Source organism: Synechococcus lacustris Maggiore-St4-Slac (assembly GCF_024345595.1).
Classification (GTDB): domain Bacteria; phylum Cyanobacteriota; class Cyanobacteriia; order PCC-6307; family Cyanobiaceae; genus Synechococcus_D; species Synechococcus_D lacustris.
Genome location: NZ_JAGQBK010000003.1, coordinates 1 through 26,517 on the forward strand (window position 1 = coordinate 1; position 26,517 = coordinate 26,517).

General features: G+C 53.2%; 34 protein-coding genes. 16 read left to right on the forward strand and 18 right to left on the reverse strand.

Annotation, left to right across the window (positions count from 1 at the left end):
* The 4 genes from KBY68_RS02990 to KBY68_RS03005 all read left to right on the forward strand — a co-directional run.
* Nucleotides 1–448, forward strand: a 448-nt coding sequence (locus tag KBY68_RS02990) for a sigma factor-like helix-turn-helix DNA-binding protein (protein ID WP_315855643.1), incomplete at its 5' end; no start/stop codon positions are given.
* A 37-nt stretch (nucleotides 449–485) separates the two neighbouring features.
* Nucleotides 486–971 carry a Dps family protein gene (locus KBY68_RS02995; RefSeq protein ID WP_106499706.1) on the forward strand — a complete coding sequence of 162 codons (486 nt, stop codon included), beginning with the start codon at nucleotides 486–488 and terminating at the stop codon, nucleotides 969–971.
* Nucleotides 972–1,001: 30 nt separating this feature from the next.
* Nucleotides 1,002–2,636 carry a CTP synthase gene (locus KBY68_RS03000; RefSeq protein ID WP_106499678.1) on the forward strand — a complete coding sequence of 545 codons (1,635 nt, stop codon included), beginning with the start codon at nucleotides 1,002–1,004 and terminating at the stop codon, nucleotides 2,634–2,636.
* A complete protein-coding gene (locus tag KBY68_RS03005; RefSeq protein WP_390623265.1) occupies nucleotides 2,633–3,259 on the forward strand; it encodes a 7-carboxy-7-deazaguanine synthase QueE in 627 nt (208 codons plus the stop codon). Before KBY68_RS03000 ends, KBY68_RS03005 begins: the two co-directional genes overlap by 4 nt.
* Here the strand turns inward: KBY68_RS03005 and KBY68_RS03010 are convergent.
* Complete coding sequence (locus tag KBY68_RS03010) at nucleotides 3,256–3,714, reverse strand: ecotin family protein (RefSeq protein ID WP_161955822.1); 459 nt, start codon at nucleotides 3,712–3,714, stop codon at nucleotides 3,256–3,258. The genes KBY68_RS03005 and KBY68_RS03010 overlap by 4 nt on opposite strands.
* 91 nt (nucleotides 3,715–3,805) lie before the next feature.
* Between KBY68_RS03010 and queC the strand changes: the two genes are divergently transcribed.
* From queC to KBY68_RS03030, 4 genes are all read left to right on the forward strand, one after another.
* Entirely contained in the window at nucleotides 3,806–4,483 is a 678-nt protein-coding gene (gene queC / locus KBY68_RS03015; RefSeq protein ID WP_255095852.1) for a 7-cyano-7-deazaguanine synthase QueC, read from the forward strand.
* Nucleotides 4,480–5,775, forward strand: a complete 1,296-nt coding sequence (locus tag KBY68_RS03020; protein WP_255095853.1) for an anthranilate synthase component I family protein — start codon at nucleotides 4,480–4,482, stop codon at nucleotides 5,773–5,775. The genes queC and KBY68_RS03020 overlap by 4 nt, the downstream gene beginning before the upstream one ends.
* The gene (locus KBY68_RS03025) at nucleotides 5,739–6,581 is read left to right on the forward strand and encodes an aminotransferase class IV (protein ID WP_255095854.1); all 843 of its coding nucleotides are present in this window, start codon (nucleotides 5,739–5,741) and stop codon (nucleotides 6,579–6,581) included. Before KBY68_RS03020 ends, KBY68_RS03025 begins: the two co-directional genes overlap by 37 nt.
* Before the next feature lie 110 nt (nucleotides 6,582–6,691).
* Nucleotides 6,692–6,943, forward strand: coding sequence for a DUF1830 domain-containing protein (locus KBY68_RS03030; protein WP_193464814.1), 252 nt, complete (start codon nucleotides 6,692–6,694; stop codon nucleotides 6,941–6,943).
* A gap of 10 nt (nucleotides 6,944–6,953) precedes the next feature.
* Here KBY68_RS03030 and urtE read toward each other — a convergent pair whose 3' ends face one another.
* The 9 genes from urtE to KBY68_RS03075 form a co-directional block, all read right to left on the reverse strand.
* Entirely contained in the window at nucleotides 6,954–7,676 is a 723-nt protein-coding gene (gene urtE / locus KBY68_RS03035; RefSeq protein WP_390634975.1) for an urea ABC transporter ATP-binding subunit UrtE, read from the reverse strand.
* Nucleotides 7,673–8,425, reverse strand: a complete 753-nt coding sequence (urtD, locus tag KBY68_RS03040) for an urea ABC transporter ATP-binding protein UrtD (protein ID WP_106499682.1) — start codon at nucleotides 8,423–8,425, stop codon at nucleotides 7,673–7,675. The genes urtE and urtD overlap by 4 nt, the downstream gene beginning before the upstream one ends.
* A complete protein-coding gene (gene urtC / locus KBY68_RS03045) occupies nucleotides 8,419–9,543 on the reverse strand; it encodes an urea ABC transporter permease subunit UrtC (RefSeq protein ID WP_255095855.1) in 1,125 nt (374 codons plus the stop codon). Before urtC ends, urtD begins: the two co-directional genes overlap by 7 nt.
* A 3-nt stretch (nucleotides 9,544–9,546) precedes the next feature.
* Nucleotides 9,547–10,704: an urea ABC transporter permease subunit UrtB gene (urtB, locus tag KBY68_RS03050; RefSeq protein WP_255095856.1), complete on the reverse strand. Its 1,158-nt coding sequence runs from the start codon at nucleotides 10,702–10,704 to the stop codon at nucleotides 9,547–9,549.
* A gap of 112 nt (nucleotides 10,705–10,816) precedes the next feature.
* Nucleotides 10,817–12,109 (reverse strand): urea ABC transporter substrate-binding protein, encoded by a 1,293-nt coding sequence (gene urtA / locus KBY68_RS03055; RefSeq protein WP_241537082.1) that lies wholly within the window; start codon nucleotides 12,107–12,109, stop codon nucleotides 10,817–10,819.
* A gap of 93 nt (nucleotides 12,110–12,202) precedes the next feature.
* Nucleotides 12,203–12,805 carry an urease accessory protein UreG gene (gene ureG / locus KBY68_RS03060; RefSeq protein WP_255095857.1) on the reverse strand — a complete coding sequence of 201 codons (603 nt, stop codon included), beginning with the start codon at nucleotides 12,803–12,805 and terminating at the stop codon, nucleotides 12,203–12,205.
* Nucleotides 12,802–13,815, reverse strand: coding sequence for an ABC transporter substrate-binding protein (locus KBY68_RS03065; RefSeq protein ID WP_255095858.1), 1,014 nt, complete (start codon nucleotides 13,813–13,815; stop codon nucleotides 12,802–12,804). Before KBY68_RS03065 ends, ureG begins: the two co-directional genes overlap by 4 nt.
* Nucleotides 13,816–13,818: 3 nt before the next feature.
* Nucleotides 13,819–14,613, reverse strand: a complete 795-nt coding sequence (locus KBY68_RS03070; RefSeq protein WP_255095859.1) for an ABC transporter ATP-binding protein — start codon at nucleotides 14,611–14,613, stop codon at nucleotides 13,819–13,821.
* A complete protein-coding gene (locus tag KBY68_RS03075; RefSeq protein ID WP_255095989.1) occupies nucleotides 14,610–15,470 on the reverse strand; it encodes an ABC transporter permease in 861 nt (286 codons plus the stop codon). Before KBY68_RS03075 ends, KBY68_RS03070 begins: the two co-directional genes overlap by 4 nt.
* Nucleotides 15,471–15,513: 43 nt before the next feature.
* On the opposite strand from KBY68_RS03075, the gene KBY68_RS03080 reads away from it, so the two are divergent.
* From KBY68_RS03080 to KBY68_RS03095, 4 genes are all read left to right on the forward strand, one after another.
* Nucleotides 15,514–16,314, forward strand: coding sequence for a sulfite exporter TauE/SafE family protein (locus KBY68_RS03080; RefSeq protein WP_255095860.1), 801 nt, complete (start codon nucleotides 15,514–15,516; stop codon nucleotides 16,312–16,314).
* Between the two features lie 83 nt (nucleotides 16,315–16,397).
* Nucleotides 16,398–17,375: an ABC transporter ATP-binding protein gene (locus KBY68_RS03085; RefSeq protein WP_106499711.1), complete on the forward strand. Its 978-nt coding sequence runs from the start codon at nucleotides 16,398–16,400 to the stop codon at nucleotides 17,373–17,375.
* Nucleotides 17,372–18,160: an ABC transporter permease gene (locus KBY68_RS03090; protein WP_106499690.1), complete on the forward strand. Its 789-nt coding sequence runs from the start codon at nucleotides 17,372–17,374 to the stop codon at nucleotides 18,158–18,160. The genes KBY68_RS03085 and KBY68_RS03090 overlap by 4 nt, the downstream gene beginning before the upstream one ends.
* A gap of 5 nt (nucleotides 18,161–18,165) precedes the next feature.
* Nucleotides 18,166–18,969 carry an ABC transporter permease gene (locus KBY68_RS03095; RefSeq protein WP_255095990.1) on the forward strand — a complete coding sequence of 268 codons (804 nt, stop codon included), beginning with the start codon at nucleotides 18,166–18,168 and terminating at the stop codon, nucleotides 18,967–18,969.
* Between the two features lie 6 nt (nucleotides 18,970–18,975).
* Here KBY68_RS03095 and KBY68_RS03100 read toward each other — a convergent pair whose 3' ends face one another.
* The 7 genes from KBY68_RS03100 to ureE all read right to left on the reverse strand — a co-directional run bounded on the left by KBY68_RS03100 (nucleotide 18,976) and on the right by ureE (nucleotide 22,358).
* Nucleotides 18,976–19,242 (reverse strand): hypothetical protein, encoded by a 267-nt coding sequence (locus KBY68_RS03100; RefSeq protein ID WP_255095861.1) that lies wholly within the window; start codon nucleotides 19,240–19,242, stop codon nucleotides 18,976–18,978.
* Between the two features lie 127 nt (nucleotides 19,243–19,369).
* Nucleotides 19,370–19,765 (reverse strand): type II toxin-antitoxin system VapC family toxin, encoded by a 396-nt coding sequence (locus KBY68_RS03105; protein ID WP_106499692.1) that lies wholly within the window; start codon nucleotides 19,763–19,765, stop codon nucleotides 19,370–19,372.
* Entirely contained in the window at nucleotides 19,752–19,997 is a 246-nt protein-coding gene (locus KBY68_RS03110) for an AbrB/MazE/SpoVT family DNA-binding domain-containing protein (RefSeq protein ID WP_255095862.1), read from the reverse strand. The genes KBY68_RS03105 and KBY68_RS03110 overlap by 14 nt, the downstream gene beginning before the upstream one ends.
* Before the next feature lie 365 nt (nucleotides 19,998–20,362).
* Entirely contained in the window at nucleotides 20,363–20,719 is a 357-nt protein-coding gene (locus KBY68_RS03115) for a nucleotidyltransferase domain-containing protein (protein ID WP_106499694.1), read from the reverse strand.
* Nucleotides 20,716–21,159, reverse strand: coding sequence for a nucleotidyltransferase substrate binding protein (locus tag KBY68_RS03120; RefSeq protein ID WP_106499695.1), 444 nt, complete (start codon nucleotides 21,157–21,159; stop codon nucleotides 20,716–20,718). The genes KBY68_RS03115 and KBY68_RS03120 overlap by 4 nt, the downstream gene beginning before the upstream one ends.
* Nucleotides 21,160–21,228: 69 nt before the next feature.
* Nucleotides 21,229–21,900 carry an urease accessory protein UreF gene (locus tag KBY68_RS03125; protein WP_255095863.1) on the reverse strand — a complete coding sequence of 224 codons (672 nt, stop codon included), beginning with the start codon at nucleotides 21,898–21,900 and terminating at the stop codon, nucleotides 21,229–21,231.
* Nucleotides 21,897–22,358, reverse strand: a complete 462-nt coding sequence (gene ureE, locus KBY68_RS03130; RefSeq protein WP_106499697.1) for an urease accessory protein UreE — start codon at nucleotides 22,356–22,358, stop codon at nucleotides 21,897–21,899. Before ureE ends, KBY68_RS03125 begins: the two co-directional genes overlap by 4 nt.
* On the opposite strand from ureE, the gene KBY68_RS03135 reads away from it, so the two are divergent.
* Entirely contained in the window at nucleotides 22,357–23,271 is a 915-nt protein-coding gene (locus KBY68_RS03135; protein WP_255095864.1) for an urease accessory protein UreD, read from the forward strand. The genes ureE and KBY68_RS03135 overlap by 2 nt on opposite strands.
* On the opposite strand, the gene KBY68_RS03140 is transcribed toward KBY68_RS03135, so the two are convergent.
* Nucleotides 23,264–24,184: an AEC family transporter gene (locus KBY68_RS03140; protein WP_255095865.1), complete on the reverse strand. Its 921-nt coding sequence runs from the start codon at nucleotides 24,182–24,184 to the stop codon at nucleotides 23,264–23,266. The genes KBY68_RS03135 and KBY68_RS03140 overlap by 8 nt on opposite strands.
* On the opposite strand from KBY68_RS03140, the gene KBY68_RS03145 reads away from it, so the two are divergent.
* From KBY68_RS03145 to ureC, 3 genes are read left to right on the forward strand one after another with little or no spacing between them, the layout of a single operon-like run.
* Nucleotides 24,179–24,484, forward strand: coding sequence for an urease subunit gamma (locus tag KBY68_RS03145; RefSeq protein ID WP_106499698.1), 306 nt, complete (start codon nucleotides 24,179–24,181; stop codon nucleotides 24,482–24,484). The genes KBY68_RS03140 and KBY68_RS03145 overlap by 6 nt on opposite strands.
* Nucleotides 24,481–24,786, forward strand: a complete 306-nt coding sequence (locus KBY68_RS03150) for an urease subunit beta (protein ID WP_255095866.1) — start codon at nucleotides 24,481–24,483, stop codon at nucleotides 24,784–24,786. Before KBY68_RS03145 ends, KBY68_RS03150 begins: the two co-directional genes overlap by 4 nt.
* Complete coding sequence (gene ureC, locus KBY68_RS03155; RefSeq protein ID WP_255095867.1) at nucleotides 24,786–26,495, forward strand: urease subunit alpha; 1,710 nt, start codon at nucleotides 24,786–24,788, stop codon at nucleotides 26,493–26,495. The genes KBY68_RS03150 and ureC overlap by 1 nt, the downstream gene beginning before the upstream one ends.
* Nucleotides 26,496–26,517: the final 22 nt, after the last annotated feature.

Genomic DNA, 26,517 nt, shown 5'->3' on the forward strand with positions numbered 1-26,517 from the left:
CCAACAACTGATCGCCGCGCGCCATGGCCGCAGCGCCAGCCTTAAGGATCTCAGCCTTGAGCTAAATCTGCCTGAGGCTGTGATCCGCGAAACGCTACAGAAACTGCCCCATGCCGTTTCCCTCGATAGCCGCGTGGGCGGCAGCCAAGAAACGCAATTGGGGGAGCTGCTGGAGGATCCAATGCCCACGCCAGAGCAGCTGCTAAGCCGTGAAAAATTGCACGACGATCTGGAGGCACTGCTAAATCAATTGAGCGGCAAGGAAGCGCGGGTGATCCGTTTGCGGTTTGGCTTGGATAACGATTCACCCCAAACCCTGGCTGAAATCGGCAAAAATCTGCAGCTATCGCGGGAACGGGTGCGTCAAATCGAAACGATTGCCCTGCATAAGCTGCGCCTGCCCGAGGCGCGCCTCAAGGTAAAAGACTACCTAGAAGACCTGGCTTGATTCATGATGAATACTGCAAGTGCACCCGCCTAAAGCCATGGCCCACCTAGCGCCCCCCATCGATATCGGTATCCCCGCCAACCAACGCCAGGAAATCGCCGAAGGCCTTGGGCGTCTGCTGGCCGACAGCTATGTGCTCTACCTAAAAACCCATGGCTTCCATTGGAACGTAACCGGCCCAATGTTCAGCTCGCTGCACGCCATGTTCATGGAGCAATACACCGAACTCTGGACTGCCCTTGATGAAATCGCTGAACGAATCCGCGCCTTAGGCCATCTGGCACCCATGGGCGGCCGCCGCTACGCGGAGCTTTCCAGCATTGAAGAAACCCAGCAGGCCCCCGAGGCCCTGGCGATGGTTACTGAATTGGTGAAGGGCCATGAGGCGGTAGCCCGCACCGCCCGGGGCCTCTTACCCCTGGCGGAAGCAGCGGAAGACGGCCCCACCGCCGATCTGCTCAATGCCCGTCTCCAAATTCACGAAAAAACCGCCTGGATGTTGCGCAGCATCCTCGAGGGCTGATTTACTTATTCGTACGTTACCGCCGGTTTCATGGCCAAATTTGTATTTGTAACCGGCGGCGTGGTGTCGAGTATTGGTAAAGGAATTGTGGCAGCCAGCCTGGGCAGGCTGCTCAAAAGCCGTGGTTATAGCGTTTCAATCCTCAAATTAGATCCCTACCTAAACGTGGATCCGGGCACGATGAGCCCCTATCAACACGGAGAGGTATTTGTTACTGAAGATGGAGCTGAAACAGATCTTGATTTAGGCCACTACGAACGCTTCACCGACACAGCAATGTCGCGTTTAAATAGTGTTACCACAGGCTCCATATATCAAGCTGTAATCAATAAAGAACGCCGGGGTGATTATAACGGCGGCACCGTTCAGGTCATCCCGCATATCACCGGTGAGATCCGCGAACGCATCCATCGAGTGGCGGCAAATAGCAATGCCGATGTGGTGATCACTGAAATTGGCGGCACGGTGGGTGACATTGAATCCCTACCATTTTTAGAAGCAATACGTGAATTTCGCAGTGAGGTTGGCCGCCACGATCTTGCCTATGTTCATGTTACTTTAATGCCCTATATAGGTGTTTCTGGAGAATTAAAAACAAAGCCCACCCAGCACTCTGTTAAGGAACTGCGCTCAATCGGCATCCAACCGGATGTGTTGGTTTGCCGCAGCGATCGGCCTATCAATAATGAACTTAAAACTAAAATCGGTGGCTTTTGTGGTGTGTCAACTAAAGCGGTGGTGCAATCCCTTGATGCGGATAGCATTTATGCGGTGCCAATCGCCCTGGAGAAGGAGGGTCTATGCCGCCAAGTATTGGAAGTTTTAAACCTCCAAGACCATGAAAGTGACATGGCTAACTGGGAGGAATTAGTGCGTAAATTACGCAACCCCGGCCCTGCGGTGAAGGTGGCACTTGTGGGCAAATACGTGCAATTAAATGATGCTTATTTGTCGGTGGTAGAAGCCCTACGCCATGCCTGTTTAGATGCGGATTGCGGCCTTGATTTGAATTGGATTAATGCCGAGCGCCTTGAGCAAGAAGGGGCTGAAAAGTTGTTGCGCGGCATGGATGCAGTGGTGGTGCCAGGCGGTTTTGGCAACCGTGGCGTTGATGGCAAAATCGCTTCTATTCGTTGGGCGCGGGAACAGCGGGTGCCATTTCTTGGCCTATGCCTTGGCATGCAAACGGCAGTGATTGAATGGGCCCGCAACAGCGCTGGCTTAGTGGATGCCACCAGTGCTGAATTGGAACCGGCAAGCACCCATCCAGTAATTCACCTATTGCCAGAGCAGCAAGATGTGGTGGATTTAGGTGGCACGATGCGGCTTGGGGTTTATCCCTGCCGCCTGGTGGCAGGCAGCAAGGGCCACAAACTTTATGGAGAGGAAGTTGTATATGAACGCCATCGCCATCGCTATGAATTTAATAATGCCTACCGCAGTTTATTTTTGGAATCCGGCTATGAAATCAGCGGCATGTCCCCCGATGGTCGCCTGGTGGAATTAATTGAATTAAAAAATCATCCCTTCTTTTTAGCTTGTCAATATCATCCCGAATTCCTGTCTCGGCCAGGTAAACCCCATCCCTTATTTCGCGGTTTGATCGAAGCGGCCAGGGAGCGGCTACCGCAAAGCCCCCGCGAAGCGATCAGCCAGCACCAGTGATTGCAAATCCTGGCCTGCTGCCAGTGGTGGAAACCTTCCATTCCCTCCAGGGGGAGGGAATTCATGGGGGCCGCAGTGCATTTTTCATCCGCTTAGCTGGTTGCAACGTGGCCTGCAGCTGGTGCGACACCAAACACTCCTGGCCCAGCGCAGCGCACCCCCAACGCCCGGCAGAACACCTGGCGGCCGAGGCGCGGAGCGCCGCCCAAGCCGGCGCCGCCTTTGTGGTGATCACCGGTGGCGAACCACTGCATCACAACCTCGATTGTTTATGCACTTCCCTCAAACCCGTGGGACTGCCCATTCATCTAGAAACCAGCGGTGTGGATCAATTAAGCGGCTGCTTTGATTGGATTTGTTTATCACCAAAACGCCACCGCCCGCCAAGCCAAGCATTACTAACTGCCTGCAATGAATTGAAAGTAGTGGTGCATGAAGCGGCAGACCTTGAATTTGCAGTAGCCATGGCTGCGGCAGCCAACAGGGGCAAAAACAAGCCTGTTTTAATGCTGCAGCCGGGGGCTGATAGCAAAGCCGGCAGCAGCATCGCAATCAATTATGTGATGGCCCATCCCGCCTGGCGCCTCAGCTTGCAAACCCATAAATGGCTAGGGGTGCGTTAACGGATTTGGGCTGGCTGGCTGTTTGTTTCCGCTTTCCAGAGGCGATAACGCACCTGGAAACCATCAGGTGCATAAATCACAATCGGCACACTTGCGTTGAATGGCAACACGAATGGATTGCCTCCTAGGGGTACAAATTGCTTGCTAAGCCCTTGGCTGGGGCAGGCTTTTTTTGTAGATAACATCGCTCCCAATTGTTCAGCGCGATACACGGTGTAGCCAAAACCTGGCAGCACTTCTGAACGCAACCTGCCGGTAAAACGATGCAGGTTGCAATCCAGTTCCAATTCCTTACCCACCAGCAACTGCACCCGCCAATCGCTTGGATTATTTGAAATACTTGGGTTAGTAGGGGGTTTTAAAAGGGGGTTCAACTGGATCACCCAACGCTTTTCACCGGCCACGGCTTCGGGATAGGGCTTCAGATCAAGTAATGGAATTGCCCCTGCCGGCATAGCAACTGCTGAACAAAAAATTGCTGAACAAATCAGCCCTGAAATACTGCGCATAGCTATTCGATCAAACTCAACCCATCCTGGCCCCCCCATGCACCCTGCACCACCAACTGCCGTTGCCCTTCTTTCCGGGGGGCTTGATTCCGCCACCGCAGCGGCCATTGCCATAGAAGCGGGCTATCGATTGATTGGTTTGTCTTTTAACTACGGCCAGCGCCATCAACGGGAATTAGAAGCAGCAGCCCTGTTAGCTCGCCATTTCAACTTCAGTGAGCACCACACCATCAACGTAAACCTGGCGGCCTGGGGTGGCTCATCCCTAACCGATCTACAGCAAACAATTCCCAGCGCTGGAGTGCTGCCAGGCGTTATTCCAAATACCTATGTGCCAGGTAGAAACACGGTGTTTATTGCCATGGCCCTAAGCCTGGCCGAGGCCCGCGGCGCCGAGCGGCTGGTGCTAGGCGTGAATGCGGTGGACTATTCCGGCTACCCCGATTGTCGGCCCGAATACCTAACGGCCTTCCAAAAATTGGCTGATCTAGCCAGTAAAAGTGGCCTTGAGGGCCATGGCGCCCAACTTTGGGCACCCCTAGTGCAATGGAGCAAAACCGAAATCGTGGCGGAAGCCCTAAGGCTTCAGGTGCCTATCGCTGATACCTGGAGTTGTTATGCGGGCGGCATTAAACCCTGTGGTGTGTGTGACAGCTGCCGGATTCGCGATGGCGCCCTAAGGGATGCGGGTAGGCCCGATCTTGCAAGTCGATGACACAACTTCCCTGGTGGGATCCCAGTTGCCTTGCAACCGCCATGGCCCGCCATTTTGGCGAGGAGGGCCTGGTGTGGCTTGATGGTGATGGCAGCCAATTGGGCCAACGGGCGCTGTTGGCGGCGGCACCGCAAAGGCAATTGCGCTGTTGTGGTTTACCAGGCCAGCCCGGCAGTGCCGATCCCTTTGAAGCCCTTGAGGAAATCCAACAAAACCGAAACGGCATCTGGTTGGGCTGGCTTGCCTATGAAGCCGGCGCTTGGGTTGAACCTGGCCGCCACTGGCAAAAGCCAGATATGGCAACCCTTTGGGCCGGCTGTTATGGCGTTGTGGTGCAACTTGATCTGCAACACCAACAGCTCTGGCTAAGCGGTGATGGGCCCCAACGCCAGGCCCTTGAGGCTTTAATTCGCTCTGGCCCTGACCAATCGGAGCCTGCCGTTGCTCAAATGGGGGTTGCCGTTGATCAATGGCATTGGCATACAACCATCAGCGAATTTGAGCGCCAGGTGGCAACCGTGCAGGCCTGGATCGGTGCCGGTGATTTATTTCAAGCAAATCTCACCGCCTGCGCTGAGCACAACCTCACCTTTAAAAGCAGTGCCCTCCAGCTATATCAACGCTTGCGCCGCCGATGTCCCGCCCCCTTTGGCGGGGTGATGGTGGCCAGCAACGCTGAGGCGGTATTAAGTGCCTCACCGGAACGCTTTCTCAGTTGTGATGCAGCTGGCAATGTGGAAACCAGGCCGATTAAAGGCACCAGGCCCCGCCACCAAGATCCCGATTTGGATGCAGCGGCAGCAGCTGAATTAGTTAGCAGCCCTAAAGACCGAGCCGAAAATGTGATGATCGTTGATCTGTTGCGCAACGACCTCGGCCGGGTATGCACAACGGGCAGCATTGAGGTGCCACAACTGGTGGGCTTGGAGAGCTATGCCCAGGTGCATCACCTCACCTCGGTGGTGAGCGGCAAGCTGCGGCCTGATCAAAACCCAGTGGCCCTATTGCGGGCCTGCTGGCCAGGTGGTTCGATAACCGGCGCACCCAAAATCAGTGCCTGCAGCCACCTAAATCAATTGGAACCGGTAGCCAGGGGCCCCTACTGCGGCAGTTTTTTTCGGTTTAACGTTGATGGCAGTTTTGATAGCAACCTATTAATCCGTAGCGTGATGTTGCTTGATAATCGCTTAAGAATCCATGGCGGTTGCGGCATCGTGGCCGATTCCAATCCGAAGCAGGAGGCTGCTGAACTGGGTTGGAAAATACAGCCACTGCTGGCGGCCCTCAGCTAGTGCAAGCCATCGCCTGGATAAACAATCAATGGGGCGATCCCCAAAACCTGGGCATCTGCCTGAGTGATCGGGGCCTGCGGCTGGCTGAGGGAGTATTTGAAACGCTGCTGATTCAGGCAGGCACAGCCCAACTATTAGATCAACATTTAGAGCGTTGGCGCAGGGGTGCCCAAACAATCGGCCTACCCCAACCACCTGATCGGGCCTGGCTCACAAACTGGCTTGCGGAAGCAATCAAGCGCAGCGGCATCGTTGCTGGGGCCCTGCGGCTCAATTGGAGCCAAGGCGATGGCGGCGGCAGGGGTTTGGGTTTAACAGAGGGCGAGGCAACGGGTCGTTTTTGGGCCACATTGCATGCCCATGAACCAAAATTTCAACTACAGAGCACCATGGTGAGCACTCGCGTGCAACGTTGGGCAGATAGTTCGTTGCGCCATTGCAAAACCTTTGCCTACGGGGAAATGGCCCTTGCCAAAAGGGAAGCAAACCAAGCCGGACATCACGATGCCCTGCTGTTGAGCAGTGCCGGCGGCCTCTGCTGTGGCAGCAGCGCCAACCTTTTAGTGCAACGGGATGGCAGATGGCTAACACCACCACTCGCTAGCGGCTGCCTACCTGGGGTAATGCGAGGGGAGGCCATAAATCAAGGATTAGCAATAGAAACTGCCCTTGGCGATGCCCTAACCCCGGGGGAACCCGCCCTACTAATAAATAGCCTCGATTGCAAACCGATCACAGCGGCAGCGCTGCCATTGGCAAAACCCCTATTTGAAACGCTTTTGCAACTGGGGCGACCTGACGCTTAAAGGAAGCTTAAAAAAATCTAAATTTGGTAATTAGATGGCGATTTCGTGACCGTTGCAACTGTTGGCTTGGGGCAATCGTGGCTTGATGGTTTTGAAGCTTATTACCCCGAATGGCAATCCTTAATTGCAGCTACCGCAATGATTTAGAGCGAATGGTGATACTGCGTTGTTTTGGTTCAAACAACTACTACCTGGAGCGGGTGATCTTTCCATTTGAATTACTTAATTTTTCAGCACCCGGCGATGCTGAAGTGGAGATTTGGAGCCATGGCATCGGCGGACCTGAGCTCGTAGAAACCCTCCGATCAAGGGAACTCAATAACGAAGAAAGCCAAGAAACCAATATGTTGTTAAGCGCTTAGTTTAATAATATCAAACACTTAAAAATCTATCCACCACATCCTTACTTAGTTCTGCCGTTGGCCCGCTGGCTACCATGCCACCTTTTTGCATGGCGTAATACCAGTCGGCTTGTCTTACAAAATGCAAATGCTGCTCCACAAGCAACACGCTGATACCAGAGGTGGCAACAATGCGCTTAACGGCCCTCTCAATATCAAGAACCACCGATGGTTGAATGCCTTCGGTGGGTTCATCAAGTAGCAATAGTTTTGGTTTACCCAGCAAGGCCCGAGCAATCGCTAATTGCTGCTGCTGGCCGCCACTGAGGTCGCCGCCGCGGCGCTGCAAAAAACTCTCCAGCACAGGGAAGAGCTCAAATACCTGGGGGTCGATGTGGCGATGGCGCCGCAAGCCGCCGGGCAAGGCCTCCAAACCGAGAAGCAGGTTTTCCTTAACGCTCAACTGGGGGATTATTTCCCTGCCCTGGGGCACATAGGCGATGCCAGAACGGGCCCTTTGATGGGGAGCCAAATCTTCTAATTCCTTGGCCTCAAATCGAACGCTGCCGCTGCGCTGTTGCAACAGGCCAATAATTGTTTTCAATAAGGTAGTTTTGCCAACACCATTGCGACCAATCAAACAAACCATCTGGCCTGGTTGCACACTTAGATCAACATTTCGAAGGATATGGCTCTCGCCATAATAAACATTCAAAGCATGTATATCAAGAACAGGCATGGAACTAGTTGTCATGGTTGATCCTCCTCACGGCCGAGATAAACATCAATAACCCTGGGGTCGGCCTGCACCTGATCCATGGGACCCTCACAAAGCACATGACCCTCATGCAAAACAGTAACCGGTGCCTGCAGATCACGAATGAAATCCATGTCGTGTTCAATCACTAGCACCGTATGGCTGCCACTTAGTTCCTTTAATAATGCCGCTGTGTGAATAGTTTCCTCATCACTTAAACCAGCCACCGGTTCATCAACCAATAGCAATTCCGGGTCTTGGGCCACCAGCATTGCTATCTCTAGCCATTGTTTTTGGCCATGGGATAAACCACCGGCCAATTGCTGATCATGGGCGCCTAGGCCCACCAAAAGCAGCAGCTGTTGCACCCTCTCACGCAACTCAATTGTTAGTGGCTTTAGCAACAACTTTACGGGGGAGGAACCCTTGGCAACGGCCAATTCAAGGTTGCGCCTGCAGGTGAGCTTTTCAAATACCCTTGGCGTTTGAAACTTACGGCCAATGCCGAGGCGGGCAATGTGATGTTCAGGCTTACCAATTAATGGCTTACCCTTGAATAAAACCTGGCCGCTGCTGGGGCGCACCTTGCCTGTAATCACATCAAGGAAGGTGGTTTTACCCGCCCCATTAGGGCCAATAACAGCCCTTAATTCACCGGCTTCTAATTTTAAATCAAGTTGATTTAAGGCAAGAAAGCCATCAAAACTAACCGTAACCGCCTGCAGCTCAAGAATAGGCGTCATGATTTAAGCTCCGGATCTAAATCAAGGGAGGGATAGGTAGCTGCCTTTGGGGCGCGGCCTAGCATTGCAAGTAAATGATTCGGCCCACCATTACGCCACCAGCCCACCAAACCATCGGGCAGGGCAGTAACAACTAAAAGGAATAGTGCCCCTTGAATAAATAACCAAGTTTCAGGCAACTGCTCACTAATCAAGCTCTTAGCAAAATTGATCAGCAAGGCGCCTAAAATCGCCCCAACCAGGGTGCCGCGGCCGCCCACAGCAACCCAAATCACCATTTCAATAGAAAATGGTACCGCCATAAATTGAGGCGAAACAATACCCGATTGCACCGTGTAAAGCGCCCCGCTAATGCCAGCTAGGGCACCAGCAATAACAAATACAAGTGTTTTGTAAGCGGTGGGATTGTAGCCGGTAAATCTAAGCCGCTGTTCATCATCCCTCAAGGCAATTAAAGCATCTCCAAAGCGGCCACGAATCAACCATTTGCACAACAACCAAGCCAGAAATAACACAAGCACAGTTAATAGGTATAAATTACGCTGCATGCCGTCGCTGCCAACTAATTCACCAAGGAAGCGGGCGGTGTCGGTTTTTAGGCCATTTGTGCCATTGATTAAACGCTGCTGACCATTAAAAAAATTGTAGAAAACCAGCAGTGCAGCTTGGGTGAGGATTGAGAAGTAAACCCCCTTGATGCGATTGCGAAACACTAAAAACCCCAATATTCCCGCCACCAATGCAGGGATTATCCAAATGGCAAAAAATGTAAAAATTCCCGAGTTAAATGGCTGCCAAAAAGCTGGCATGGTTTTCACACCATATAAACCAAAGAATTCAGGTAATTCTCCAGGGGCAAGGTTTTGCAGTTGCAGGTGCATTCCCAAGGCATAGCCACCTAGGGCAAAGAAAATTCCCTGGCCAAGGCTTAGTAAGCCCGTGTAGCCCCAAATCAAATCAATACCCAAAGCCACAATGCCGAGGGATAGAAACCGGCCCAGTAGATTGAGTCGAAATGGCGGCAGTAAAAGCGGCAGAATTAAAGCTATGCAAACAAAAATAAGAAAAGGCAAATAACGAAAAATCAACTTCCTAGGCATTGATGTATTAACTAAATTCATCACCTATACCTCCACCATACGTCCCCGGGGTGGGAATAACCCGGCCGGACGGAACTGCAGGAACACAACAATCAAGGCAAATACCAGCACCTTTGCCATCGAAGTTGTGGCAAAAAAAGTAATAAGTTCATTTAAAGCTGCGGGCATGGTGGGCCAAACCAGCAGGAGGGAACCAGAGCCCAACACATAACTAAGCACCCCAATGCCAAGGGCCGCCAGCACGGTGCCCAGCAGTTTGCCAACACCACCCAGCACCACCACCATGAAGCAGTCAACGATGTAATTACCACCAAGATTGGGGCCAACGGAACCCAATAGGGTTACGGCAACTCCTGCCACACCGGCCAAACCTGATCCCACCAAAAAAGTGAGGGCATCTACGGTTTCAGTGGGGATACCCAAGCAGTTGCTCATCGAACGATTTTGGGTAACGGCTCGAATCCGAATACCCCATACGCTTTTTTGTAAAAACCAGTTCACTGAAACCAGGGCAATAATAGTTAGGCCAATAATAAATAATCTCGCCACGGGCATATTTACAGAGCCAATATCAATGGAACCCCGCAACCATTGGGGCGCTGTAACATCAATATTTCTTGCGCTAAACCAAGCTTGATCTAATACCCTAACGCTGCCAAGGGAAGCAGCTAAGCCAATACCTATGGCTGCAGCTAATAACCAATTAACAAAATTAAGCAGCGGTGCCCAACGCTGCTGCCACCAATGGCTTGGCAGGAAGCGAGGCACAAATAGGCCGAGGGCCACTGAAAGCAGCAGGCCAAGGGCAAAGGCAGTTGATACCGATCTCACAAACTGCTGCAGAATCAAACTCACCCCCCATGTGGCCAGCAAAGTTTCCAGGGGCCTGCCATAAAGCCTGCGTATAACAGTTGCCTCCAGCAATAAACCAGCTAAACCACTAACTAAAAATGCCAAGGGTATTGAAATTAATATATAAATCGGAAACAAGCCTTCCAAAGGGCCTGTTTTTAAAAGATTTTGCACCACAAATGTGGTGTAGGCCCCAAGCATCATCAATTCACCGTGGGCCATGTTGATAACACCCATCAAACCAAACACCACAGCCAAACCAAGGGCTGCTAACACTAAAACCGAGCCAATTGCCAAACCATTAAAAAGGGTGTCGAGAAATAGATTCATACCAGCTCAAAAAACAAAAAAAGCATTTAATCAAATCCATGAAAAAGAGAGGGGGCAGATGCCCCCTACTCTATAAATTAGTCCAAATAAATTGAATTAATTTATCCAGTGATCACATTTTGTACTTACCGGCATCGGGGCGCTTCTGTGTCCAGTCGCAGGTGAAACCTTTGGTTTCAGGAACATATTGGTTCCAGGCCACTGGTTTTTTGAAGCCCTGGTTTTCGAGAATCTTAAACATGCCATCCTTTTGCACCTCACCGATCAGCACTAGCTTCTCAACGTGGTGATTGGGTTGAACGGTTACCTTGCCCTCCGGCGCATTGAAGCTAACGCCAACCAAGGCTTCACGAACCTTGTTGTCGTCTACGCTCTTAGCCTTTTCGGCCGCTGCCGCCCAGAGATAAACCATCATGTAAGCGGCTTCTGCAGGGTCGTTTGTAACCCGCTTATCGCCATATTTAGCTTTGAAATCAGCTGTGAACTTCTTGGAAGCCGGTGTATCTAGGCTCTGGAAATAATTCCAGGCAGCAAATGTGCCCTCGAGATATTCGGGGCCAATGGCGGCAATCTCCTCTTCTGCAATCGAGAAGCTCATAATGGAATAACCATTGGCAGGAGTGATGCCAGCAGCCTTCATTTGCTTGAAGAATGCAACATTACTATCACCATTCAAGGTGTTTACAATCACACCACCCTTAGGTAATGCCTGTTTAATTTTAGCAATGATTGGGGCAACTTCAGTATTACCCAAGGGTAGATAATCCTCCCCCACTAACTTGCCGCCTTTAGCTTTCAACTGCTCCTTCATGATCGTGTTAGCCGTGCGGGGATACACGTAATCCGAACCCACCAAGAAGAAGTCTTTACCTTTGTTTTTCAGGAGCCAATCAACGGCTGGTTCAGCCTGTTGATTTGGGGTTGCACCGCTATAGAAGATGTTTTTGGAACACTCCTGACCCTCGTATTGAATTGGGTAAAAGAGGAAGTGATCCTTGGCTTCATAAACCGGTAGCATCGCCTTGCGGCTGGCGGAAGTCCAACCGCCAAACACAACGGCAACCTTATCTTGATCGATAAGCTTCTTGGATTTTTCAGCAAAGGTGGGCCAATCGGAGGCGCCATCTTCCTCAACTGGAACGATCTTTAATTTTTTACCATCGATAACAACGCCACCTTTAGCGTTGATCTCATCAATAGCCATTAATTCAGCTTCAGCCACCGTATTTTCAGAGATGGCCATGGTGCCACTGCGGGAGTGCAGGATGCCCACCTTTACCTCACCATCAAATCCCCCTTCAGCCTTTTTTTCACCACTGCAAGAAACAACCGAAAGGCTGGTGATCAAAGCTGTTGTGCCGCCTAGGGCACGAACAAAAAGCTTGTTAGAGCGAACGGACGCCATGCAAAAACTCCAAGTTTTGACCCGCGATGCGGCGGTGTACGTTTTGGAACTTATGGCTAGGCGGGGGATGCGGTTGTAGCGATTGAAACCTTCCTAGGAGTTTGGTAACTGTTGCAACAGGAATTGCTCCACTTGCTCAACACCTTCACCTGTTTTTAGGTTGGTAAAACACCAGGGCCTTGCAGCACGCATGCGTTCGGTGTCGCTATTCATCAAAGCCAGATCAGCACCCACCATGGCTGCCAGATCGATCTTATTTATCACCAACAAATCTGAACGGGTAATACCGGGGCCCCCCTTACGGGGGATCTTATCGCCGGCGGCCACATCGATCACATAAATACAAAGATCCACTAATTCGGGGCTAAAGCTGGCAGCAAGGTTGTCGCCACCGCTTTCCACCAGCACTAAATCAAGATCTGGGAAAGCCCGCTCTAATTCCTCCACCGCTGCCCGGTTGATCGAGCAATCCTCTCGAATGGCCGTGTGGGGGCAGCCTCCGGTTTCCACGCCACGGATTCTTTCGGGGGCCAAGGCACCCACCCGCGTTAAAAACTGGGCATCCTCTTGGGTGTAGATGTCGTTGGTAACAACTGCAATTTGCAGCCGTTCCCGCAAACGCTTGCATAGGGCTTCCACCAGGGCTGTTTTGCCGCAGCCCACCGGCCCAGCCACCCCAACCCGCAAACGACTCATCCCACCACTTTATTTGCCCGTTGCAGCAATGGCTCAGACAGGGTTAAATCAATTGCTTTTGCTGTGGTGCGATTGAGCAGCAGTTCCGTTTTTGTGAGTGGTTCAAACGCCATTTTCGCTGGTGATTCGCCTTTCAATACCCGCACGGCCAATTCACCAGCTGCAAAACCATCGTCGTAATAACTCCAACCGATCACCCCCAAACAACCGGGCAGATCAATATCAGGGGGATCTACGGAATAAACGGGGATTTTGCGTTCCAGCCCCACTTTGCAGATCGAACTAAAGGCTTGGATAGTGGCGTAATCGCCAATTTTCACAAAAGCACCAACCTTGTCTTCCGCCAGCGCTTGAGCTGCTTGCAACACCTCACCGGAATTAGCAACGGGCTGGGTTTCCACTCGTATGCCGCGGCGGGCTGCCTCCTGCAGCAGCACTTTCGCTTCAAATTCGGAATTGGGCTCCCCTGGGTTGTAGATCAAGCCAACGGTGCTCAAATTTGGATCCACTTCACGGGCAAGATCTAACTCTTTACCCACTGGGTTGGTGCCAACGGTGCCCACCACATTTGGCTTGTGTTGGCCCACACCGCCAGGGGGGGTGCCAGCTCCCGCACCCCAGGGATTGGAGCAGTAGCAAAACACCACCGGCAAGGTAGCTGGGGCCACCTGCATGGCAGCCTGCAGTGGTGGCGTGCCAATTGCCAGGAATAGATCTACCGGTGCACCCACGAATTGTTTAGCCACCAAAGTGGTGTTAGCCAATTCACCGGCTGCATCTTTTTGAATCACATTGAGGGATTTACCCTCCACATAACCGGCCTTTGCAAGGGCTGCCATGAAACCCTTGCGCACTGAATTGGGCGGTGCCGCATCAATGAATTGCAGCATGCCAATGGTGGGACCTTTAACGCGCTTATTTCCACCAATTTGGGAGCAGGCAGCCAGTAGCACTGTTCCACCTAAGCCAGCTCCGGCCAGCCCTAAAAATGAACGACGATCCATTCCCATCAATCAAACATCGGATAACTGCACTTTGGCGGAGCCATAAAGTTCCCGCAAGCTGGCAACGCTGAGGGCTGCTTTTTCGGCGCCGCTCCAATCGCCCACCACCTGGCCCTCATGGAGCATCAAAAGGCGATCGCCGTGGTTTAGGGCCTGCTCCAAACTGTGGGTAACCATCAAGGTGGTGGTACCCAAGCGCCGCACTAACCGCTCCGTTAATTGCATAACTAGGGCCTCCGCCTTGGGATCAAGGGCAGCGGTGTGTTCATCAAGCAACAGCAGCTGCGGTTCCGCCAAGGTGGCCATCACCAGGCTGATCGTTTGTCGCTGGCCGCCAGATAGTTGACCAATCGGTGTATTCACCCGATCGGCAAGGGGTAAACCAAGGCTTTCCAACAGCTCTTGATAACGGCGCAGGTCGGCTTGATTGGGATGGATGCCGAGCAAGCTTTGCAGGCGAAATGGGGAATGGCGGCGGGATTCAGCTAAGCGCAGATTTTCAGCGATGCTGAGGCCAGGGGCTGTGCCATCTAACGGATTTTGCATCACACGACCAATCCAACGGGCCCGGCGGTAATCGCTCAGCTTTTGTAGGGAGCGCTCCCCCAATTTCAAGCTGCCGGCCTGGGCGGGAAGGGTGCCAGCCACCAAATTGAGCAGGGTCGACTTACCGGAGCCATTGCTGCCGATAACCACCAAGAATTGAGCCGTGGGGCACTCAAGGTTGAAATCCTTGAAAAGCTGCCGCCAACCACCGCCGGGTTGGCTGTGGCCCCAGGCCAAACCTTCGATGTGCAAACTCATAACCGCCGGCCCCCATCGGCAAGGCCCGGTAAACGCAGCCGGCCAAGCGTTAAGGCCCCAAGCAGCAGTAGGGCTGTTATCAGCTTTAAATCCACCGGCTCCAAACCCAGTTGCAAGGCAATTGCAATCATCAAACGAAACAGGATTGAGCCCAGCACCACAGCAGCAAGGGCCATGGGGATCGTGCGCGGCCTACAAATCGATTCACCAACAATCACAGCCCCAAGGCCAAGGATTAAGGAACCAAGCCCCATGGTTACATCGGCAAAACCCTGATAGAAGGCAACTAATCCACCGGCTAGAGCCACCAAACCATTGGCTAAAGCAATGCCGATGGTTAGGCCCTTGGCACCACTAACACCATTGGCCCGGGCCATGGTGGGGTTATTGCCAAGGGCCCTCAAAGCAAGCCCTAAATCTGTGGCGAGCAACAGGGCAAGCAAAGCGATTAAGCCCAGCACCACCAAGCTCAGGGCAAGGGCCCAATCGGCATCGCTATCAAGGCCAAAATCCAAACCGATCAAAGGGATATTTGATCTATCCATCAAACGCAGGGTGATCGAGTAGAGCCCTGTGCTGGTGAGGATGCCGGCAAACAAATCATTAACGCCAAGGCGGGTGTGAATCAATGCGGTAACGCAGCCGGCTAAGGCACCACTAAGCACTGCCGCAATTAGGGCAACAGCGGGATTGATGTTGTTAGTGATAAGTACTGCTGCCATGCCACCACCGAGGGCAAAGGAGCCGTCTACGGTGATATCAGCGAAATTAAGTACCCGCAGGGTGAGGTAAACGCCAAGGGCAAGGCCGGCATAGGCAAGGCCCTGGTTGTAAGCACCAAGCCAAAGTGAAAACATTGCCACCAGCTTCTAAACCCCATTGTGCTGCCCCTAACCGCAATTGCTTGATTTCAGCGCGATCGACCCCCTAACCCTTGCAGCCTTAATCGCCTGCGGCCTAGCGGGGGGATTCATCAACACGATTGCCGCCAGTGGTGCCACCGTTACCTTGCCCACCATGATCAGCCTGGGGCTGGCGCCAGGGCTGGCTAATGGCACCAACCGGTTGGCGGCTGTTGCTGGTTTGGCCACTGCCACCTGGCGCTTTCAGCAGGCTGGTGCAATCCCATGGAAGCTAACCCTGAAGGCCACAGCTCCAATGGTGATCGGCGCCAGCATTGGCGCCTTTGGGGCAACCGCCTTAGCTGATCGCTGGATCAGCTTGGCCGTGGCTATTTCACTCCTGTTTGTGTTGATCACCCTGATCACTAAACCAGCAGAGCTTTTAAAAGAAGAGCCCGTGGTTGCAAATAACCAAACCACGGAGTTGGGGCCCCTTTTCTATGGCCTAATGGCCCTAACAGGGCTGTGGGCCGGTTTTATCTCCCTGGGTTCTGGGGTGATGACATTACTGGTGCTAGTGCTAGCCGGCAAAATACCGCTAAAAACAGCAAATATCCTCAAATGTTTTGTGAGGTTAAGTTCAAGTTTAGTGGCATTAGTGATATTTGGTTTGCGCGGTGATATCAATTGGCTTTGGGCCTTGCCGCTATCGCTATCGAGCATGGTTGGGGCAAATTTAGCTGCAAAACTGGCCCTGGGCAGCCAGGCAAGCCAATGGATATTCCGCTCATTAATTGTGGTGGTGTGTTTAGAAGCGGCCAGTTTTTTATGGCGGCTTAATCCAGGCCTACCGGCCTAGCGCTCTGGAGAAGCGGCAGCCGCTGGCATCAAAGGCAGGCTAACCTTGCCCAAAGCAGTTCAAACGGGCGCTAGCCAGTGGCCATAATTAATGCGGAGGAGTTAAGCAAAACCTATCGAATTAGCGAAAAGCAACCGGGATTTGCCGGAACATTGCGGCATTTAGTGCAACGCAAACACCGGGAGATAACTGCGGTAAATAAAATTAGTTTTTGCATCGAACCGGGTGAAATTGTTGGTTTTCTTGGCCCTAATGGGGCAGGAAAAACAACAACTTTAAAAATGCTCACGGGCCTAATTCATCCCACTAGTGGCAAACTCTCAGTAGCTGGCCACAAACCATGGCAACGAAAAGCGCGATTTTTAGGCCAGATCACCCTGGTGATGGGTAATAGGCAACAATTGTTGTGGGATCTTCCAGCTCTTGATTCATTAAAAGTTAACGCGGCTGTTTACGGCATCCCAGAAAAAGAAGCGCAGCGCCGTATCAATGAACTTGCGGAAATGTTAGAACTTGGCGAAGAGCTGCTAAGGCCATTGCGAAAATTGTCGCTGGGCCAAAGAATGAAAACGGAATTACTTGCAGCGTTACTACATCAACCTGCCGTGTTATTTCTTGATGAACCAACCCTGGGCTTAGATGTAAATGCCCAGGTGCGGGTTAGGGAATTCCTGGCTGATTACAACAAACGAACGGGGGCAACAATGCTGCTCACAAGCCACTACATGGGCGATATCACCACCCTATGTCCACGGGTATTACTCATCCATCAAGGTGAATTATTTCATGATGGTTCCCTCAGCGAACTAACCCAAAAGCTTGCCCCCTGCAGCCAAGTGCGCATGGAACTAAGCAAAATTCATAGCATTGAGGATTTCCGCGGCTACGGCGATATTCACTCCCTGGAGGGCCACCAGGTGCAGCTGTTAATACCTCGCGCTGAACTATCGGAACGGGTAGCAGCATTACTAAAGCGCTTTGAAGTGGTTGACCTAGAAGTGAGTGCCCCGCCGATAGAGGAATTGATTGGCGGCCTATTTCGCCATAGGGATAAGTTATGAAATGGGCATGGCGGGTAGCTCGGGCGCTGATAACAAGCCAATACGCCCTGATGCTGGAATATCGAGCAGAAATTATCCTCTGGGCACTTTCAGGGGTGCTGCCTTTGATAATGCTGGGGGTGTGGAGCGGCTCTGGCGCAGCTAATGCTGCGGGCATATCAGCGCAGCAGCTGAGTCGCTATTTTCTTGCTGCTTTTGTGGTGAGGCAATTTACGGTGGTGTGGTTAATAAATGTATTTGAAGAAGATGCTCTGCAAGGCAGATTATCACCTTTTTTACTGCAGCCGATATCGCCTTTATGGCGCTACCTAACCGCCCATTTAAGTGAACAGGCATCTCGCATTCCCATTGTTGCGGTGCTGCTAGCACTGCTTGGAATAGCTGCACCTGGCTTAATCTGGCTGCCATCAGCGGGGGCGCTATTTTTTGGATTTATGGCAATTATGGCTGCATTTTTACTTAGATTCTTACTGCAACTTGTATTAACTACTTTCTGCTTTTGGAGTGAAAAAGCAGCTGCAATTGATCGCTTACTTATGATTCCATATATGTTTCTTTCAGGTATTGTGGCGCCCATAGATACCTTTCCACCTGCCGTAAAGCGGCTTGCGATGGCAACCCCCTTCCCCTGGATGATTGATTTTCCTGCAAGGCTAATAGCAGGTGAACCGGTGAATATTGCGCTTGGTTTTGCGGCAATCACTGCCTGGTGTTTATTACTACTGCCAATTTGCCATCTGCTCTGGCGGGCGGGCCTAAGGCGTTACTCCGCCATGGGAGCATGAAGGAAATAAAACGCTATTGGCGCAGTTTATGTTGCTTTTGGAGTAGCTCCATTGCAGCTGAATTTGAATATCCGCTCAATGCCTGGGTTGAATTGTTATCTGTGCTTGGCAATTTAGCTGGCAGCATATTTGTGCTTAAGCTGTTATTTGGCAATGGCGTTTCCCTGGGGGGCTGGAGCTGGAATGGCTCATTAATAGTATTAGGTTTATATACAATTTTAGATGGATTTACAACCTGCGTGTTGCAACCAAATCTGAGCCGCATCGTGAATCATATCCAAACGGGCACCCTTGATTATGTATTACTAAAACCAATAGATAGCCAATTTTGGCTTTCCACCCGCACGGTGTCCCCCTGGGGTTTACCTGGAATAATTGCAGGCTTTTGTTTAATTAGCTGGGCATTAATCAAGCCAAGTTCAAGCATTGGCTACGGCCTGCCATCCGGTGGAGCCATGCTGCTTGCCATTGCACTACTTATAGCTTCTTTAGCAATACTCTATAGCCTCTGGTTTGTATTAGCAGCTCTAAGTATTTGGTTCATCAAAGTGTGGAATGCCACCGAAGTTTTAAGGTATACCTTAGTTGCTGGTAGATATCCCGTTAGCGCCTACCCCCCTGCGCTTAGATTAATTTTTACTTTTGTATTACCGGTGGCATTTCTAACAACTATTCCGGCAGAGGCGCTACTTGGTAAAAGTTCAAGCATCTGGGCAATCGGAGCTTTAGGTGTTGCGGGAATTTGTTTAACCGGCAGCCGCTTATTATGGAATTATGCGCAACGATTTTACACCTCCGCCTCTAGCTAATTATATTTAAGCTACTAATTCATAAAGATATTTCTGAAAACTTGAAAATAGTATGCCGATTTCTTCTGGCTTTCCAAGATCTGCTACGGCATCTGAAATGCTGTTTTGGTAACAAAGCTGCAGCAGTGGTGTGAGTTTTTGGGAAGTGGTGAGGATGGTGGGAACTGTTTTTTCGTTATCTTGAAAATTCTTGAGATGTGTGTTGCCTAATTTGCCATCGTCTGCTGTAACCCGTTGGCAGTAGTTGGGGTTATTGCTGCTATTGAGCCCCAAGTGACTTCATCAAACAGATCGGCTTCGAGCATCGACCTCGCGGCCGGACGGTGCCGCGGGCGCCATGAAAATCCGCTACTTCCCAGCTACCGAAACCTCACCATCGCGCTGGCATTGGGGGGCGAGCTCAGCTTGATCGAAGCAGTTCAACACCTTGAGAAGCGGCAAACCGCCGGTCAAAGCTCAGCACTGGCAATGCCCCGATGTTGGTGGCCCGGGCCAGAATCAACTGATCAGCCAGATCTCCTCCCTGGCGAAATTGCTCAAGGGCATCGATCACCGCGTCGATGTCATCCACCACCACACCGCGGGTGCGCACCAGCCGCTCCAGTAGCTGGTAGCGGGTTGCACGCTCAAGGTTGTATCCCCGGAGCACCCAAGCCACCTCGGCTAGCACCACATCGGGCAGGTAAATACCACCACTGGCGATGGCATCGAGAAAGGCTTGCTCGGCGATCGGGGTTTGCTGTGGGTCATCCCCAATCAGCAGCCGCACCACCACGTTGGTGTCAAGTGTCCTCACCGCCTACAGCCAGGGCAATGGCCCGGTCCATGTCGTGAATGGAGAGCACCCGATCCACTTTGGGACGGTTTCGGAACAGATCCTCCGGCTCGTATTTGAAGGGCACCAGCACCAATCGGCCGTTCCGGTCGATTGAGGCCTGCAGCCTGGCACCAGGTGCCAGGCCAAGCGCCTCTCGTAACTGACGGGGAATCGTCAATTGCCCCTTACTAGTGAGCGTGATGGTTGCCATTGAATAATTGTAAGGCCATTTGCCTTACCGATGCGGCACTACGCCGCCGAACTTTGAGCTCGCGTTGGCGAAGGCGTCATCCACAACGTCATCCCCGCACCAGCGGCTGTAGGCAGCCAGAAGTGGTGTAGATCAACCCGCCAGCTCATGATTTCATCGCCCATACGGCTACGTTGGCACTGGCCGCCTACCTGACAGCTAGCGGTTATTAGGATTGCTTTGATCTGATTGATCTGATCGCACGATTAATCTCCAAAACAGGAAAGCCCGATGCCATCAACTCTCGGCAGAGGCCCGCGCCAAAAAAACCTGTCCCCTCTATGGCAAATATCGGCTGTGATGGTGCGCAGCAGTGGCAGAGGCGCTCATTGTAATAAGTGTGACTGATTTTCAAAGCTGCAGGCCTTTAGTGGGGCACTACTTTTCGCATAAAGCACAACGCCAACACGGCTGATGTGGTTGAGCAGGGCCGGATGGCTTAATGAGGCCATCAGAGAAAGATCAATTTGATATGGCAGCAAAAGCTCATCCAGCTCGTTACTAATTCGCGTCAGCAGAGTGTGATCCAGTTCATCACCGCAGAGTGTTAGGTCTATGTCTGAACCAGGGCGATAGGTTTGCTTGGCACGCGAGCCATAAAGCACGGCCTTTTCCACCTCGGGAAATTGGGCCAACACGGCCCTGATGCGTTCCACCGTGACCTCACGCAAACCGTGGTTCATGCGGAATCCTCCTTCTCCAGTTCAAGAAACCGGCGCTGGAATGCTGCGAACGCAGGAACATAGAGCGTTAAAACTGCCTCCATGATCTTTACGGCCACGTCGTTGTTGTAAGTGTGAGACGACTCATTGCGATGCTTGATCATTTCCATCCATGCCTCGCCGTTTTCGATGAGTTCTGCGGCGAAGGCAGCGCGGGTGGCGTCCTTTGATCCATACAGTTTCTGGAATGAACCGCGGGCGCTGAGGAAATCCTTGAACGTATTCCATGCAAGCTCATGGGTAAATTCGAAGGCTTGGATGAGCCCCTGCCGCTCCAGATCCGATAGATCACGCTGATCCGCCAGCTCAGACGCCTCGCTCAACCGGGCAAAGGCTCGCTTGAAGTTGTCGAAACGCTGAATCCAGCGGATGTCGTGGCGCTCATCACTGGAGGAAGTCAACGGATAGCCAAGCTCTTCAAACCAATGGTGCCAGTAGCCCTGCCGCGTTGCCAGCCAAACCTTGAATTATTAACTCCTAAAAAGCCTCGAATAAAGGGCTCCATGCTGCAATTGAGCAAGGCCTGCCCCCACCCCAGAGCTAAACATTTGGCGTGGATCTTGGCTGATTAAATAATTAGCTTGGCTACTAATTAAAGGAGCCAATTGCAGCTGCAGGCATTGGCCTTCAGTTGCACCAAGGGGTATCAACCTTACTGCTGCACTGATTTGATTTGCCAGCCAACCATATAAATAAGCCTCCACTAAATCAGTTGCCGCTAGATCTAAACAATGGCCGGCCCAAGCCCAAGCAGCAGTCCAACCCAAACCCGTTAACTTCAAGCCCTGGCACTGCTCAGTTAATGGCCAGCCCATCGCGGCAAGTAGTTGTAGTAGGGAACCAGCCATTTGCCACTGCTGCGCCCGTATTTCAGGCGCTTCCCGCTGGGCGATCAACCAACCATTTAGATCAAGCAACTGCTCCATATTTGAAGTTTTAAAGGCCTGTTGCATAGGCCCTAGGGCAGCTGCCTCCACCGCAAGCAAACCAAATTGCAATTCAGCCTCAAGCCAGGCCTTCAGGGTTGCCCCATCCCTGAGCTCACCCGCCTGCACTAACACCTCCAAACCTTCGGCATAGCTGAAAGCACCCACCGGCAAAGCGGGGCTCACAAGTTGCAGTAAGGCCAGGGGCAGGGTCATGGATGGCTATGGCTAGCGCCATAGGCGCCACTTTCGGGCAGGAAGGGGGCCTGCAGGTGGGCAACTTGCAAACCGCGGTGGCCTAATAAATGCTCCAAAACAGGGTCGGCCAACAGCCTCAATTGATCGGCTTGCAACTCCAAGGCCACATGGCGATTACCGAGGTGATATGCAGCCTGCAGCAGGGCCAGGGGATCATTGCTGCACACCACCAGTAGTGGTTCATCTGCAGCCACCACTACAGCTAGTGGCATATTTTCCACGGCCCCTAATAATTGCCCTGGTGCCAGGGGTTCGCCCCTTGGCAACTGCAGCAACACCTCTTGGCCGCCACTGCAGCGGCGCAAACCGCGGCAGATCTGCCGTTCAGCCGCCGTGAGTGGCAGCTGCAATAAAGCCTCTCCAGCTGCGGAACTGCAGCGATGCTGCAGCAGCAATGGCCTGGTTTCCTGTTGCATGGATCCAAGCTGCCATAACCCCATGGCCCAAGCCACTGCCACCCCTAGCCCTTGGCGGGGCACAGCAAATTTGCAATTTGCAGCCAGCAGCCAAGGGCTCACCAGCTTTCAAGGGGGCAGCACCGCCCCTTTAAAGCTAATGCGGGCATTTGCTGGCGCCGATGGCCGCTGTGAACTGCCCCTTTTACATACAGCCGGCGGCCTGGTGGGCGGTGATCAACTCAAAATCGAACTAGGGCTTGGCGCCAACAGCCGCGCCCTAATAACCAGCGTGGCAGCCCAAAAGGTTTACGGCATTAAGGGCCAGTGGGCCCACATCGATATAGAAACCCAGCTAGGGCCGGGCGCTGATCTGGAATGGTTGCCCCAGGAAACCCTGGTATTTGAAGGGGGCCTGCTGCAACAGCAGCAGCGGCTGGAGTTAGCTGAAAACGCCAGCTGGCTAGGCATCGATGTGGTGCGATTTGGCCGCACCGCCAGGGGAGAAACCCTGGGCAATGGTTGCTGGCGCAGCAGCCTCGAAATCCAGCGCAAATCAGCCAGCGGCCGGCGCTGGGAACTGGTGGATCGGCTCCAAATCAATCGGGATTGCCTTGATAGCGCCCATGGGCTCAAGGGCCAGCCGGTGCTGGCCAGCCTGGTGTGGGCGGCACCAAGCCCCCTGGATAGCAACAAACTCCAAGCCCTAATCAACCAAGGCCGCCAAGACAGCCTGGAACTCGAGGGAGAAATGGCCCTAGGCAGCCTGCAACAGGGCTTAATTGCCCGCTACCGGGGCCCCTCCAGCCAAGCGGCCCGCCACTGGTTTTATCGCCTATGGGCCCGGATTCGCCAACTGCGCGGTTTAAGTGCGCCGCTAGCGCCAAGGGTGTGGCCCCTGCAGGAATATCCCCATGCCCCAGCGCTCAACTGAGCAGCCACCACCACAACGGCACAGTAATTAGAGCCATTGCAGTGCTTATTAGCACCAAACCTGCCGCTGCATTAACGCCTTCCCCTTCCGCCTCCGCCATCAACAGCACTGAGATCGCTGTGGGGGCTGCCGCCTGCAGCACTAAGGCATCAGCCACACCAGCTGGCAATGCAAGTAGGCGGCCCAGAATTGCAAACAACAGCGGCAACAGCAGCATTTTAAAAAGCAAAGCAGGCGCCAAAGGGCGCCAATTGAACCCAGGCTGGATTTCGCCTTGGTTCAACATCACCCCCAAACGCATCCCCACCAGCAATAAAGCCAACAGCAACACCAAGCGGGCTGGCCACCAGAGCAGGGCAGCAAGGGGTGCTTGCCATGGGGTTAGTTGCAGCACAAAGGCAAGCAAAAAGCCATGGGTGGCTGGGCTTTGGCCCAGGTCGCGGCGGAAGGAACGGCGCCCCTGGCCGGCGGCTGCCACCAGGCGTGGGCCGAGGGTCCAACTCAAAAGTGTGCCGGCCAGGTCGTAGGCGATGGCAGCCCCTAGGGCCTGGGGTGGCAATAGGGCCAAGGCCACCGGAATGCCGAAGTAGGTGGTATTGCCCGTTACCGCCCCCAGTTGCAACACCCCAGAGGGCAGCAGCCGCGGCCAACGCTGCAACAACAACATCAATGCAGCAATCAATAGCAGTGCCAGGGCGCCCGCCTGTAAAAAATCGCGATTTAAGCCAGAACGCAGCAGCAAAGCAGCCACACTCAAGGGAATGCCAAAGCGCACCAGCGGTTGCGCCAATGCTCCAGGCAGTAGCGGCCAACGCATACCGATGGCCAAGCCAAGGGCCAAAGTTGGGATTAGTTCCAGCAAAAGTGGCAGCACAGCCCCCCCAACGATCGACAGTGATTGCAGCCCATGCACCTATCTCCCCAGGAAAAAGACAAGCTCTTAATTGTTACCGCAGCCCTGTTGGCGGAGCGGCGCTTAGCGAGAGGTTTGAAACTGAACCACCCGGAGGCGGTGGCTTGGCTCAGCTTTCAAATCCTGGAGGGGGCGCGGGATGGCAAAACCGTAGCTGCCCTTATGCAGGAAGGAAGCACTTGGTTAAACCGCAGCCAAGTGATGGCTGGGGTAGCGGAACTAATAGATGAAGTGCAAATGGAAGCCACCTTTCCCGATGGCACCAAGCTTGTAACCCTGCACCAACCAATCAGGCCATGATCCCAGGCGAACTACTACCGGAACCAGGCAGCATTGAACTCAATGCCGGCCGCCCTGTTACCAATTTGATGGTGGCCAATAGCGGCGATCGCCCCATCCAGGTGGGCTCCCATTTCCATTTTGCCGAAGCCAATGCTGCGCTGCTATTCGATCGGGAAGCAGCCCGGGGCCAACGGCTTGATATTCCCGCCGGCACCGCCGTTCGCTTTGAACCCGGCGATGAACGCCAAGTGCAGCTGGTGCCCTTTGTGGGAGCCCGCCGGGTGGTGGGTTTCAACGCTCAAATCAACGGAGCTCTCTGATGGCATATCAAATCGATCGCCGCAGCTACGCCGAAACCTATGGCCCCACCACCGGCGATCGCCTGCGGTTGGCCGACACAGAATTAATCCTCGAGGTGGAAAAGGATTTCACCAGCTATGGCGATGAGGTGAAATTTGGCGGCGGCAAAGTAATTCGCGATGGCATGGGTCAAGGCCAAAGCAGCCGCGCCGCCGGCGCCGTAGACACGGTGATTACCAATGCGCTGATCCTTGATTGGTGGGGCATTGTGAAGGCGGATATTGGCATCAGAGATGGCCGCATCTGCGCCATCGGCAAGGCGGGTAATCCAGATATCAGCAACAATATCGATATCGTGATCGGCCCTGGCACCGAAGCAATTGCCGGCGAGGGCCATATCCTCACCGCCGGTGCGATCGACACCCATATTCACTTCATCTGCCCCCAGCAGATTGAAACCGCCCTAGCCAGTGGTGTTACCACGTTGCTGGGGGGCGGCACTGGCCCAGCCACCGGCACCAATGCCACCACCTGCACGCCGGGGGCTTTTCACCTGGCCCGGATGTTGCAGGCGGCTGAAGGTTTACCGGTAAACCTGGGCTTTTTTGGCAAGGGCAATGCCAGCACTCCAGAGGCATTAGAGGAGCAAATTCGAGCTGGTGCCTGCGGCCTCAAATTGCATGAAGACTGGGGCACAACCCCCGCCGCCATCGATTGCTGCCTCGGCGTAGCCGATCGCTTTGACATCCAGGTGTGCATCCACACAGACACCTTGAATGAAGCCGGTTTTGTGGAAGACACAATCCGAGCGATCGCTGGCCGCACCATCCACACCTTCCACACTGAGGGAGCTGGCGGCGGCCACGCCCCCGACATCATCAAGATCTGCGGCCAGGCCAATGTGCTGCCCAGCTCCACAAATCCCACCAGGCCTTACACCCGCAACACCCTCGAAGAACATCTCGACATGTTGATGGTGTGCCACCACCTGGATGCGGGCATACCAGAAGATGTGGCCTTTGCTGAATCGCGGATTCGGCGCGAAACGATTGCGGCAGAAGACATCCTCCACGACCTGGGCGCCTTTTCAATAATTGCCAGCGACTCCCAAGCGATGGGCAGGGTGGGGGAGGTGATCACCCGCACATTTCAAACGGCCCACAAGATGAAAGTGCAGCGGGGCCCCCTTGAAGGTGATAGCTCCCGCAACGACAACAACCGCATCAAGCGCTACATAGCCAAGGTTGGCATCAATCCAGCGATTGCCCATGGCATCAACAGCCAGGTTGGTTCTGTGGAAGTGGGCAAGCTTGCTGATTTAGTGCTGTGGAAACCTGGATTTTTTGGCGTTAAACCAGAACTGGTGCTGAAGGCCGGCAGCATTGCATGGGCCCAGATGGGTGATGCCAACGCTTCAATTCCCACCCCAGGGCCAGTGCATGGCCGGCCGATGTTTGCCAGCTACGGCAAGGCGCTGGCACCAAGTTGCCTCACATTCATGAGCCAAGCTGCCCTGGATGCTGATTTACCGCGGCAATTGGGCTTAGCTCGCCCCTGCCTACCGGTGCAAAACACCAGGGATATCGGCAAGGCAGCAATGCACAACAACAATGCCCTGCCAGATATCAGCGTTAATCCAGAAACCTATGAGGTGTATGCCAATGGTGAACTGCTCACCTGCGAACCAGCTGATGAATTACCGATGGCGCAGCTTTATTTCTTGCTTTAATTAATCCAGATGTTGATACATA